At 53.9% G+C, this 12,899-nt stretch carries 10 protein-coding genes and 5 tRNA genes; 1 reads left to right on the forward strand and 14 read right to left on the reverse strand.

The window, feature by feature from the left end; all coding sequences use genetic code 11:
* From INF61_RS10440 to INF61_RS10460, 5 genes are all read right to left on the reverse strand, one after another.
* Nucleotides 1–580 (reverse strand): GTP-binding protein (locus INF61_RS10440; RefSeq protein WP_072099712.1); only part of this gene is annotated, 580 nt, incomplete at its 3' end.
* Between the two features lie 118 nt (nt 581–698).
* A tRNA-Thr gene (locus tag INF61_RS10445) sits at nt 699–774 on the reverse strand.
* Nucleotides 775–780: 6 nt separating this feature from the next.
* Nucleotides 781–855: transfer RNA gene (locus tag INF61_RS10450), tRNA-Gly, on the reverse strand.
* Between the two features lie 116 nt (nt 856–971).
* A tRNA-Tyr gene (locus INF61_RS10455) sits at nt 972–1,056 on the reverse strand.
* A gap of 8 nt (nt 1,057–1,064) precedes the next feature.
* Nucleotides 1,065–1,140, reverse strand: a tRNA-Thr gene (locus tag INF61_RS10460).
* Between the two features lie 317 nt (nt 1,141–1,457).
* Here INF61_RS10460 and coaA point away from each other — a divergent pair.
* On the forward strand, nt 1,458–2,408 hold the full coding sequence (gene coaA, locus INF61_RS10465) for a type I pantothenate kinase (protein ID WP_015569977.1): 951 nt from the start codon (nt 1,458–1,460) through the stop codon (nt 2,406–2,408).
* A 42-nt stretch (nt 2,409–2,450) separates the two neighbouring features.
* Here the strand turns inward: coaA and dppF are convergent, their stop codons facing one another.
* From dppF to INF61_RS10510, 9 genes are all read right to left on the reverse strand, one after another.
* A complete protein-coding gene (gene dppF, locus INF61_RS10470; RefSeq protein WP_017383568.1) occupies nt 2,451–3,464 on the reverse strand; it encodes a dipeptide ABC transporter ATP-binding subunit DppF in 1,014 nt (337 codons plus the stop codon).
* Nucleotides 3,461–4,444 (reverse strand): dipeptide ABC transporter ATP-binding protein, encoded by a 984-nt coding sequence (gene dppD, locus INF61_RS10475; protein ID WP_015569978.1) that lies wholly within the window; start codon nt 4,442–4,444, stop codon nt 3,461–3,463. The genes dppF and dppD overlap by 4 nt, the downstream gene beginning before the upstream one ends.
* Nucleotides 4,445–4,454: 10 nt before the next feature.
* On the reverse strand, nt 4,455–5,357 hold the full coding sequence (gene dppC, locus INF61_RS10480) for a dipeptide ABC transporter permease DppC (RefSeq protein WP_017383569.1): 903 nt from the start codon (nt 5,355–5,357) through the stop codon (nt 4,455–4,457).
* 9 nt (nt 5,358–5,366) lie between these two features.
* Nucleotides 5,367–6,386: a dipeptide ABC transporter permease DppB gene (gene dppB, locus INF61_RS10485; RefSeq protein WP_006810536.1), complete on the reverse strand. Its 1,020-nt coding sequence runs from the start codon at nt 6,384–6,386 to the stop codon at nt 5,367–5,369.
* A 161-nt stretch (nt 6,387–6,547) separates the two neighbouring features.
* Nucleotides 6,548–8,155, reverse strand: a complete 1,608-nt coding sequence (gene dppA, locus INF61_RS10490; protein ID WP_006177809.1) for a dipeptide ABC transporter periplasmic-binding protein DppA — start codon at nt 8,153–8,155, stop codon at nt 6,548–6,550.
* 621 nt (nt 8,156–8,776) lie between these two features.
* Nucleotides 8,777–8,853, reverse strand: a tRNA-Pro gene (locus INF61_RS10495).
* A gap of 91 nt (nt 8,854–8,944) precedes the next feature.
* Nucleotides 8,945–10,639, reverse strand: a complete 1,695-nt coding sequence (gene eptB, locus INF61_RS10500; RefSeq protein ID WP_017383570.1) for a kdo(2)-lipid A phosphoethanolamine 7''-transferase — start codon at nt 10,637–10,639, stop codon at nt 8,945–8,947.
* Nucleotides 10,640–10,877: 238 nt separating this feature from the next.
* On the reverse strand, nt 10,878–12,080 hold the full coding sequence (locus tag INF61_RS10505; protein WP_015569982.1) for an MFS transporter: 1,203 nt from the start codon (nt 12,078–12,080) through the stop codon (nt 10,878–10,880).
* Nucleotides 12,081–12,318: 238 nt separating this feature from the next.
* Nucleotides 12,319–12,861 (reverse strand): hypothetical protein, encoded by a 543-nt coding sequence (locus INF61_RS10510; RefSeq protein WP_015569983.1) that lies wholly within the window; start codon nt 12,859–12,861, stop codon nt 12,319–12,321.
* Nucleotides 12,862–12,899 lie beyond the last annotated feature (38 nt).

Raw genomic sequence — 12,899 nt, forward strand, 5'->3', positions numbered from 1 at the left:
CAGCCAGTTCGATGATTTTCGCTTCCCACTCTGCGTCACCTTCCAGCGCTTTCAGCGCGGAACCACGAACGATTGGAGTGTCGTCGCCTGGGAAATCGTACTGAGACAGCAGTTCACGAACTTCCATCTCTACCAGTTCCAGCAGCTCTTCGTCATCAACCATGTCGCATTTGTTCAGGAACACGATGATGTAAGGAACGCCTACCTGACGACCCAGCAGGATGTGCTCACGAGTCTGAGGCATAGGGCCGTCAGTCGCAGCAACAACCAGGATCGCGCCGTCCATCTGCGCAGCACCGGTGATCATGTTTTTAACATAGTCGGCGTGGCCTGGGCAGTCTACGTGTGCGTAGTGGCGAGTCGGGGTGTCATACTCAACGTGAGAGGTGTTGATGGTGATACCACGAGCTTTTTCTTCTGGTGCGTTATCGATCTGGTCGAAAGCACGAGCAGCACCGCCGTAGGTTTTAGCCAGTACGGTAGTGATTGCAGCGGTCAGCGTTGTTTTACCATGGTCAACGTGGCCGATAGTACCGACGTTAACGTGCGGTTTTGTACGTTCAAACTTTTCTTTAGACATCGATTGTCCCTCTAAGACACGGATAAATCGGTGATATCACCACATCAACCAGGCGAAAATGCCTGAACTGTTGAATACATTTACATTGAAACAGAGAGAAAGGGAGGGAGAAGTGAAGTGGTGCTGATACCCAGAGTCGAACTGGGGACCTCACCCTTACCAAGGGTGCGCTCTACCAACTGAGCCATATCAGCACGTATTGGAGCGGGCAGCGGGAATCGAACCCGCATCATCAGCTTGGAAGGCTGAGGTAATAGCCATTATACGATGCCCGCATCCTGAAACTCGGCTACCCAGTTCTTTCTGTAACAAAAAAAGAGATTTCTCTCTTTTCTGTTCGAGCTGGTCAATTTTTCCAACCAGCTCCGGCGGCGTTGTCGCTGCCAGAAAGTGGTGGTGGGGGAAGGATTCGAACCTTCGAAGTCTGTGACGGCAGATTTACAGTCTGCTCCCTTTGGCCGCTCGGGAACCCCACCGGACTTGATGGTGCCGACTACCGGAATCGAACTGGTGACCTACTGATTACAAGTCAGTTGCTCTACCTACTGAGCTAAGTCGGCATCAAGTAGCGCGCATTCTATGGAGACCTGCGCAGTCATGCAACTAAAAAATTGCATAAAACGTTCTTTCGCTCACATTTTATTCGAAACCAGGGCTAACCGCTGTAAATTCATCCGCTCACGGTTAAAAATTCAACATGAACGCCTGATTTCGGCACGCTATAGCCCCAGGTGATGCCTGCCCGGTTAAGCATCGCTTTCCCATATTTTTTCTTATTATTCCTCTCATCTGGTGTTAACCTCCTGCCCATTGTCCAAAATTAACTATGTGATGAGCCCGCACCCGCCGTTTCGTGATGGTTCACAGAAGCATGCTTATGAGCAAAAAAGAGCAAACGTTAATGACGCCCTATCTTCAGTTTAACCGTAGCCAGTGGGCAGCCCTGCGTGACTCCGTCCCTATGACACTGACGGAAGGTGAAATCGCACGGCTAAAAGGGATAAACGAAGATCTCTCCCTGGAAGAGGTGGCAGAAATCTATCTCCCCCTTTCTCGCTTGCTTAACTTCTATATCAGCTCCAATTTGCGCCGTCAGGCCGTACTGGAACAGTTCCTCGGCACGAACGGTCAACGTATTCCTTATATCATCAGTATTGCGGGCAGCGTGGCAGTGGGTAAAAGTACCACCGCGCGCGTGCTACAGGCGCTGCTGAGCCGCTGGCCGGAACACCGCAGCGTGGAGCTGATCACCACCGACGGCTTCCTGCATCCCAACGAGGTGTTGAAAGAACGCGGCCTGATGAAAAAGAAGGGCTTCCCGCTCTCTTATGATATGCACCGCCTGGTAAAGTTTGTTTCAGATCTAAAATCGGGCGTACCTCACGTTACCGCGCCGGTTTACTCGCATCTGATCTACGACCGCATCCCGGATGGCGACAAAACGGTTGTGCAGCCCGACATCCTGATTCTGGAAGGCTTAAACGTCCTGCAAAGCGGGATGGATTATCCTCACGATCCGCATCATGTGTTTGTCTCTGACTTTGTCGATTTCTCAATTTATGTCGATGCGCCGGAAGATTTGCTGCAACGCTGGTATATCAACCGCTTCCTGAAGTTCCGCGAAGGCGCGTTCACCGACCCGGATTCCTACTTCCACAACTACGCCCAGCTCTCTGAAGAAGAGGCTATCAGCGTGGCGACCGGGCTGTGGAATGAGATCAACTACGTCAACCTCAAAGAGAACATCCTGCCGACGCGCGAACGCGCAAGCCTGATCCTCACCAAGAGTGAGAAACACGCCGTCGACCAGATTCGTTTACGGAAGTAGACCTCAGACGTAAAAAAACCGGCTTAACGCCGGTTTTTTTATTTATGCCTGCGGCTTTTCGCCGTTTTCATCCTGATCGACCGCGAAGCAGGCCACCAGCTGTCCGCCATAATCCTTCAGCTGTGGCTGCAACTGCGTGCACGGACCGAAGCGGCGACGGCAGCGGGCGTTGAACGCACATCCCGGCGGTGGGTTAAGCGGGCTTGGCAACTCGCCGGTCAGCTTAATGCGCTCCCGGCGGTCATCCGGGTTCAGTCTCGGCGTTGCAGACAGCAGCGCCTGCGTATACGGATGACGCGGGTTAGTAAAGATCTGATCTTTCGTCCCCTTCTCCACGCAGCGTCCCAGATACATCACCATCACCTCATCGGCAATGTGCTCAACCACGGACAGGTCATGGGAGATGAAGACGTACGACAGTCCCAGATCCTGCTGTAAATCCATCATCAGGTTAAGCACCTGCGCACGTACGGACACGTCAAGCGCTGAGACCGGCTCATCGGCAATCACCACGTCCGGGTCAAGCATCAGCCCACGGGCGATGGCAATACGCTGACGCTGACCGCCAGAGAACATATGCGGGTAACGATCGTAATGCTCGGTTTTAAGCCCCACCTTCGCCATCATCGCCAGCGCTTTTTCACGACGCTGCTCTTTGCTCAGATTGCTGTTAATCAGCAGCGGCTCTTCCAGAATCTGCCCCACTTTTTTACGCGGGTTTAAAGAACCGTACGGGTTCTGGAACACAATCTGGATTTTTTGACGACGCAGCTTCTGCGCCTGCGGATCGTGCTTGAGCAGATCCTGGCCCTGATAGTAAAGCTCGCCGCCGGTTGGCGTTTCGATCATCGTCAGCAGACGGCCCAGCGTGGATTTCCCACAGCCCGACTCCCCTACGACCGCCAGCGTTTTACCGCGTTCAAGGCTGAAGGAGACGCCGTCCAGCGCTTTTACCAGGCGCTCGGGGGCAAAAATCCCCTTCTTCACCGGGTAATGTTTTTTCAGGTCGATAGCCTGCAACAGCGGCTGTTGCGTGGTGGCCTCGTGCGTACTCATAGTGTTGGCCTCCCGGCATCATCGAGTGGGTAGTGGCATTTTGACTGCCGACCATCGGCCAGCAGATTCAGCTCTGGCTCCTCGGCGCGGCATTTATCCGTCGCATACGGGCAGCGCGGATTCAGCAGGCAGCCCTGCGGACGGTCATATTTACCCGGAACCACACCCGGCAGTGACGCCAGACGCGCTTTGTCCTGGGCAAACTCCGGCAGCGCGCGCAGTAACGCCTGCGTATACGGGTGACGCGGAGCGCGGAAGATATCGTGCGAACTTCCGGTCTCCACCACCTGACCCGCGTACATCACGATGATTTTGTGTGCCGCTTCCGCCACCAGCGCCAGGTCGTGCGTAATCAGCACCAGCGCCATATTCTCTTTCTGCTGCAACTCCAGCAGCAGCTCGATGATTTGCGCCTGGATGGTCACGTCCAGCGCGGTAGTTGGTTCATCCGCAATCAGCAGTTTTGGTCGACAGGCAATCGCCATGGCGATCATCACGCGCTGGCTCATGCCGCCGGAAAGCTGATGCGGGTAAACGTCCAGACGCGATGCTGGGTCAGGTATCCCCACCAGGTTCAGCAGATCGATAGCACGCTGGCGACGGGTTTTCTTGTTGCCGCCCTGATGCACCTTAATGGCTTCCATAATCTGGAAACCGACGGTGTAGCATGGGTTCAGGCTGGTCATGGGGTCCTGGAAGATCATCGCCACTTCCGCGCCCACCAGCTGGCGGCGCTGTTTTTCGGAAATGCGCTTCAGATCCTGACCGTTGAACTCCAGATTTTCCGCCATCACGCGGCCGGGGTAGTCAATCAGCCCCATAATCGCCAGCGAACTCACTGACTTACCGGAGCCCGACTCTCCTACAATCCCGACCACTTCGCCCTGATTAACGCTGTAGCTGATGCGGTCCACGGCGCGAAACGGTGTGCCTTCGTCGCCAAAGTGCACGGATAATTTATCTACATTTAATAACGCCATCTCGTGCCTCTTACTGCTTCAGTTTGGGATCAAGTGCATCACGCAGACCGTCACCCATCAGGTTAAATGCCAGCACCGTCAGCAGAATCGCCAGACCCGGGAAGGTGACGACCCACCAGGCGCTTTGCGCGAACTGCAACACGTCGGAGAGCATGGTGCCCCACTCCGGTGTTGGCGGCTGCGCACCCATGCCAAGGAAGCCAAGAGCGGCCATATCAAGAATGGCGTTAGAGAAACCGAGCGACGCCTGAACAATCAGCGGCGCAAGGCAGTTTGGGAAGATATTGATAAACATCTGACGCATCGCACCGGCACCCGCCACGCGAGAGGCGGTAACGTAGTCGCGGTTCACTTCCACCAGCACCGCCGCACGGGTCAGACGCACGTAATGCGGTAGCGCAACAAACGTCAGCGCAAGCGCGGCGTTACCAATCGACGGACCAAAGATCGCCACCAGCACCAGCGCCAGCAGCAGGCTTGGCAATGCCAGCATAATGTCGACGACGCGCATGATGATGTTATCAACAATGCCGCCGAAGTAGCCTGCCACCAGGCCGAGTACGATCCCCATGATCAGCGACAGTACGACAACGAGGCAGCCAACCAGCAGCGACAGGCGTGCGCCGTACATCAGGCGCGACAGCACATCGCGGCCCACGTCGTCGGTGCCCAGCAGGTGCGTCAGGCTTCCGCCGTCCTGCCATGCAGGAGGTGCCAGCAGCGCATCGCGGAACTGATCAGCCGGGTTATACGGCGCAAGGAAGTTCGCAAACACCGCAATCAGGATCATGATGGAAACATACACCAGCCCGACGACCGCGCCTTTGTTGCGCTTGAAGTAGTGCCAGAACTCCTGCATCGGCGTCATTGGCACCGGTGCGGTGACCACTTTATTTTGAGTAACTTGTGACATGATGGCCCCTTACTTCTTATGACGAATACGCGGGTTCACCACGCCGTACAGCAAATCGACCAGCAGGTTGACGAGGATAATCATCGTCGCGACCAGCAGTACACCGCCCTGCACAACCGGATAGTCACGGCGTTGCAGCGCATCAATCAGCCAGCGTCCAAGACCCGGCCAGGAGAAGATGGTTTCGGTCAGGATCGCCCCCGCCAGCAGCGTACCGACCTGCAAACCGATAACGGTTACCACCGGCAGCATAGCGTTACGCAGGGCATGAATGATGATGACGCGCATACGGGTCAGGCCTTTAGCGCGGGCAGTACGGATATAATCCTCGCCCAGCACTTCCAGCATGGAGGAACGGGTCATACGCACGATCACCGCCAGAGGGATGGTGCCCAACACCATTGCAGGCAGGATCATGTGCGCAACCGCATCAATGAAGTTGCCCTCTTCGCCCCAGATCGCCGTATCAATCAGCATAAAGCCGGTTAACGGGTTGGTGTCGTCAAGGAAAACCATGTCGCTGACGCGTCCGGAGACCGGCGTCAGGTTCCACTGCACCGAGACCAGCATGATCAGCATCATGCCCCACCAGAAGATAGGCATGGAGTAGCCGGTCAGTGCCAGGCCAACAGCGGTGTGGTCGAAAATAGAGCCACGCTTAACGGCAGCCAGTACGCCAACGGGGATCCCTACCGCGGTCGCGAAGATCATGGCGCAGATACCGAGTTCCAGCGTCGCTTTAAAGCGCGGCACGAACTCGTCCCACACCGGAAGACGGCTTTTCAGTGAAATCCCTAAATCGCCGTGCAACACACCCCAGATATAGTGGAGATACTGCTGCCACATCGGCTTATCAAGGCCGAGTTCAGCCAGCAGTTGCGCATGACGTTCAGGGGAGATACCACGCTCGCCTGCCATAATCATTACCGGGTCACCCGGGATCATATGGACGAAGGCAAAAGTGAGAAGGGTGATACCGATAAACGTCGGGATAACCAGTCCCAGACGTCGGAGGATGAACTGCAACATAACCCGGATTCTCTCTGATGACGCACGCCCAGTGGCGTGACGTCTGTATTGCTCACAAATGTAAATTCCCTCTCCCTGTGGGAGAGGGTTAGGATGAGGGGATGCATGCACGCCCCTCACCCCTGCCCTCTCCCACAGGGAGAGGGAGAACACCCTACTTATTATTCAACAGATACGTTTTCGAAGTGGTGTTTGCCCAGTGGATCAACCACGTAGCCCTTCACTTCTTTACGCACTGGCTCGTACACGGTGGAGTGAGCAACAATCAGCGCCGGGGCCTGATCGTGCATAACAACCTGCGCTTGCTTGTACAGTTCAATACGTTTGTTGTGATCGTCGGTCGCACGCGCCGGCTGGATCAGGTCTTCAAACGGCTTGTAGCACCAGCGAGAGTAGTTAGAACCGTCTTTCGCTGCCGCACAGCTGAACAGGGTCGCGAAGAAGTTGTCCGGATCCCCGTTGTCGCCGGTCCAGCCCATCATGACCGCCTGGTGTTCGCCCGCTTTGGCGCGCTTCAGGTACTCGCCCCACTCGTAGGTCACAATCTTGGCCTGTACGCCAATCTTCGCCCAGTCAGCCTGAACCATTTCCGCCATACGACGTGCGTTCGGGTTGTAAGGACGCTGTACCGGCATCGCCCACAGCTCGACGGTGAAGCCTTTGTCCTGGCCCGCTTCTTTCAGCAGCGCTTTCGCTTTCTCAGGATCGTAGGTGTAGTCCTTAATGTCGTCGTTATAGCCCCACATGGTTGGTGGGATCAGGTTCTTGGCCGCAACGCCCGCGCCCTGGTAAACGGCTTTGATGATCGCTTCTTTGTTCACCGCGTAAGTCAGCGCCTGGCGCACTTTCACGTCATCGAACGGTTTCTTCTCGGTGTTGAAGGAGAGATAACCCACGTTCAGGCCCGCCTGCTCCAGCAGGTTGATATTTTTGTCCTGCTTCATGCGCGCGATGTCAGCCGGGTTTGGATACGGCATCACCTGACATTCGTTTTTCTGCAATTTTGCGTAACGCACGGATGCGTCAGGCGTGATGGAGAAGACCAGACGGTCGATCTGCGGCTTGGTGCCCCAGTAGCCCGGGAAGGCTTTATACAGAATACGGGAATCTTTCTGGTACTGAAGCAGCTGGAACGGGCCGGTACCGATTGGGTTCAGGTCCACTTTTTCCGGCGTGCCGGCTTTCAGCATGTTGTCCGCGTACTCTTTAGAGAGAATCGAGGCGAAGTCCATCGCCAGGTCAGCCAGGAATGGCGCTTCCGGACGCGTCAGCACAAACTGAACGGTTTTATCGTCCACTTTTTTCACTTCAGCGATCAGGTCTGGCAGACCCATCCCTTCGAAGTATTCATAGCTGCCGCCAGACACTTTATGGTACGGGTTCTGGGCATTTTTCTGACGGTCGAAGGAGAACACAACGTCGTCGGCGTTAAAGTCGCGCGTAGGTTTAAATTCTTTGCTGTCCTGCCACTTCACGCCCTGGCGCAGGTGGAAGGTATAGGTTTTACCGTCTTCGCTGACATCCCACTTTTCAGCCAGGCCAGGAATTACTTCCGTGGTGCCGGTTTTAAATTCAACCAGACGGTTATAGATCGGTACAGAGCTTGCGTCGTAAGTCGTACCAGAGGTAAAGAGCTGTGGGTTAAAGCCTTCCGGAGAGCCTTCAGAACAGTAAACCAGGGTTTTTGCCTGTACGCTTGCTGCAACGGTCATGGCCACCAGGCTCAGACCAAGCTTCAGCATCCCTGACTTCTTCAAGGAAATACTCATTATTGTGCTCCAATGTGATGTTTTGCTTTGTTGTGTTACGCCGCCTGACCTTTATTTATTTTTTACCCGGTCCGGTCGGTGATGCCCGAAGGCGTTAAAAGGGATAGAGAATCCTTTCAGAAGAGCGTTTGAGTTGCAGCGCAGATCCTCCCTGAAATGCCCCTCGTGCCCTACAATCTGTCAACAGAATGTGAAAACGTCAATACAGGTGGCGGGGATTTACGTGGAGTGTGAGAAACCGCAAACAAAGATTAAAAAAACCCTGACCGTGAGTTTTCAGCAGAGAAATTTATGCTACTCGCCATGATGCAGCACAATTATCTTCATATTTCGCAACACTCAGTGATTAAGTTTTATTCAGAATGGGTAAATTTTCTTACAGAATGGTGATTATCTGAGCACTAAATACCGCGAACGTTAAAACGCACAGCGAAAAATGCTGAGGTTATCCATAAGCAACGCGAAAAAAGATCAAACTATATATAAAAAAATACAATGGATTATGTCACAAAACCGCAAGCAGGCAGGGGGAAGCAGGGCTAAGGGGTATTTTGAGGACTCGTGCGGGGTAACGCGTTAATGCAAAAAGGGCTAACCTTGCGGTTAGCCCTTTTTAGAATGTGGTCGGCGAGAGAGGATTCGAACCTCCGACCCACTGGTCCCAAACCAGTTGCGCTACCAAGCTGCGCTACTCGCCGAATGCGGAGCGCATCTTACTGCTGAGGTGCGCCCCCGTCAATCCCTTATTTTCAAAAAGCCATTCAACTGGCGATATTCTCGCCAGACCAGCTACTGCGCGGCTTTTGTGGTGTTATCAGGGAGTTTACACCAGTTGTTGTTTTCGTTAATCCCACCGTTCGGTGAGGTATAGCCGAGACAACCCATAATGGTGTCGTACAGCTCAACGTGACGGCGCGGTACCTTGATCTCTGCCTGCTGTTTCAGATGGGCAAACATTTTGGCTTTGTCCGGGTTTTCCAGGTACTTATCCGACATCCACATGATCATCGGCACGCGGAACTGCTCAGGCGGGGCCAGCTTACGCGGCGTGCCGTGTAAATGCTCTTTCTCGTTGATGGACTCGCCGTGGTCGGCCGCGTAAATCACAATCGCTTTCTTATCGCGAAGCTGGTCGATCACCCGGCTGAGGAAGGTATCCACATACAGAATCGAGTTATCATAGGCATTGATCAGCTCCTGCTTGCTACAGTTCTTGTTAATGCCGACGCACTCAGGCGTCCATTTGGCGAAATCGCGCGTGTAACGCTGATAGTAGCTGTAGTGTGAACCTTTGGTATGCAGAACAATAAGGTGCTTACCCTGCGGATGGTTTTTCAGCGACTGTTCCATCTCAGAGAGCAGCAGCATATCATCAACGTTCTTTCCGCGGTTACGCGGCTCGGCGCCAATCTGCTCGCGGTAGGCGATGTTATCCGCCATGGTGTTGGTGTAGAACCACATCTCACTTTGCATGGCGAACAGATCGGAGCTAAATCCAAGCTGCTTCAGAACAGCAAACACGTTTTGCTCTTTGAGAGTGCGCTGAGGATTATCACTCGCACCGCCCTCACGAACAAACATACAGCGCAACGAAAGCTTCGTGGCGGTATCGCAGGAGTAGCCGCGGTATGCCACCAGGTTCTTTTCCTGCGCCAGTTTCGGGGTGGTATCGCGGTCATAACCGAGAATACCCATATGATCCCAGCGCGTCGTTTCTCCGATAACGAAGACCACGTAAGTATCATCCAGTCCGTCAGCCGGAGCCTGGTAGGTGAACTTTTTGGTCGGGTTAATCAGCGATTTCACATCGCTGGATTCGTCCGCCTGAGCCCAGGCATAGAGACCTAACGCCGACAGCCAGTTAGACGGCAGATACGAGTTAGCCACCACGCCGCCGTAGCTTGGCATATCTACGCCTGTCGCTTTTTCGATCCGCTTTTGCTGTTTTTCCATCAGGCGAATAGGCGCCCATACCAGCAGACCTGCCAGAAGAACGACGGCGACGTTGCGGATGCGTTGCCCACGGGTACGCAGCTGGCGTAACAGGGTATAGCGACAGGTATTACTCCAGATAAAGAAGAGCGGGATCAGGCAGGTCAAAATCGTCCACATGATGAACCCTTGCCCCACCACCTCTTTCGAGAGGTCGATGTCCGTGGTCATCACCGAGGCCACAATACCGTAGCCAATGACCACATTCATGAATGTCATGTAATAGCTTGCGGCGGCAGAGATAATCACCACCAGCGAGGCCAGAACCTGCCATGTACGTCTGCCAAAAAGCGAGAGCAGACGTAGCAGGAAGAAGGTTGCCAGAATTGAGCCAAACACTTCAATCGCGGCGAAAATCCCGTTTCTTACGGTGAGGTGTTCAAAATAACCTTCCACTCTTCTGAACAGCACCGCGCCATTCAGAAACAAACCGATATAGACAGCCAGCATCAGACACAATCTTTGCTGGGTAAGAGACCTGATATATTTCATGCAAACAACCCTGGGGGAAGGGGTATAAAGACCCGCCGAATCTCATTGAGAAAGCAGACAGAGTAAGTAGGTGCGAGATAAACCGTTATCAGAAACGTCTACAAGCGCGATAAGTAGACCACAGCGAGGAAGAAAAGTGGCAGCAGAGAATGTGAATCGATGAGAATTTTTACAAAATAACAAGTCCGGAAGTGATATTGCGATAAAAAAAGAGGCCCTGCGGCCCCTTTTTATCGAATCATGCATGCGCTTCTTTATAGACCTCGCGTTGCGGCTGACGAATCGTGGTGGACAGCGCCAGTGAAATAATCAACAAGGCAAATATCACGCAGAATGTCACGTAGAAGCCACCAAACAGCGAGGCAATCAGCGACCCGCAAATACTGCCGATACCGAAGCCGAGATAAATCACACCGTAGTTTTTCGCCAGATTGTTCAGGCCGAAGAACTCGCTCACTAGCGACGGGAAGACGGTAATGGTACCGCCAAAGTTAAAGGCTACGCAGGCTATCGCCGCAAAGAATGTCGCTTCGTTCAGCGGTGCAAACAGCAGCGCCGCCATGCCCACCAGAGAGATGACCTGCCCCAGCGTAATCACGCGGATGCGGGCGATTTTGTCAGACAGGATACCGAGCACCAGACGACCCGAGAGGTTAGCAATGGAGATGACCGTTACCGCGTTCGCCGCCGTCGCCGCGTCCAGTTTCACCATTCCCTGCGCGATATCTTTCGCCACGCCGATGACATACAGACCGCTCATGCAGGCCGTCAGGAACATCACCGCCAGCATCCAGTACTGCGGTTTACGCATGGACTGTGCAAGGGTGAAATCATTCTCCACCACACCGTTAACGGTTTTCACTTCCTGCTGCGGCGCGTCTTTCATCAGCGTTGCGCCGAAGAGGATCATCACCAGCACAATCACGCCCCAGATCATAAAGGTTTTCTCAAGCCCCACCGAGGCCAGCAGATGCGCATCGATGAATTTGAAGCCAAGGCTGCCCAGGCCATATGAACCAATGGCAAACGCGGAGATAAGCCCTTTACGCTCCGGGAACCACTTCACGCAGTTAGACAGCGTCAGCAGGTAACCTGCCCCGTCCGCCAGCCCCACCAGCACCCCGGCGCTCAGCCACAGCATCATCAGGTTGTCGGAATATGCCGTCAGGAAGAAGCCCACGCCCAGCAAGATCCCGGAGGCCATGGTTACACGCTTCACGCCGAAGCGCTCCTGAAGTTTGCCCGCCACGGAAGAGGAAATTGCTAACCCAAGACTCAGCAAGCCGAAGGAGAACGCCACCTGGCTTATCGGCGCGCCGATCTTATCAGACAGGGCGCTGTTAAACAGGCTCCAGGTATAGACCGATCCCAGTGCGAACTGGGTAACGATGGTGCCGAATAGCGTCAGCCAACGCGTGCGGTTATAAGTTGATGTGTTCATGGCAGTGTCCTGCAAGATAAATTAAGGAAATTCGCTGAGGACACGATAAACAAAACCCCATAACACCAGGGGTAAAACGGCATGAAATGCAGGAGAAACGGAATGAAATGCCTGGAAGCGGGAATGAATGACCTTGCCGGAGAAGAAAAAGCTCAAAGGTGAGCGATCACTATCGCTACAGTCCCTGCCGTTATTGTATTAAATATGTTACCGCAGCGTTTAAAAAAGTGACAACCCTTTAAAATTTGGCGCTCAATCCCAGCGTATATAAATATTCTTCTTCAGTTTGCTGGTTATAGCTGATCTTCGCCCAGGGGTGTAAATCACCATACTGCGTATCGACACGCCACCCCAATGAGTTCACGCTGGCATGCCAGAGTGGATCGGTAAGCGACTGCGTGGTGGTTGTATCCTCAAACGCATTCACTGGTGCGGAGGGAGCGCCATCAGTGCGCCACGCCATTACGGGCCCGGTGGTGAAATGTCCCGCCACGGGAAAATTCCAGCCAACGCTCAGAACGGTTTCCGCATCCGAACCGGAGGGATCGTTCAGGGTAAACCCCGCAGCATTCTGCGTACGGTTAATACGCTCCGCGAGAATATCTTCATAACGAGGTTGGTGATCGGCGTCCCATGTATAGCGTTCCATCGTATTACTTTGAGCATCTGAAACGATATATTCCTGTTGCCACGCAAAAGCGGTGTTACAAAAAAGCAGGCAGACTGAAACACCCACCAGGCCAGAAGCAGCATGGCGACCACTGATTTTTTTTATCATCATCAAAGCGACTCCAGAAAGAGCCGAGTTCGGCGATATAT

Source organism: Enterobacter cloacae complex sp. P18RS (assembly GCF_014982105.1).
Taxonomy (GTDB): Bacteria; Pseudomonadota; Gammaproteobacteria; order Enterobacterales; family Enterobacteriaceae; genus Enterobacter; species Enterobacter hormaechei_C.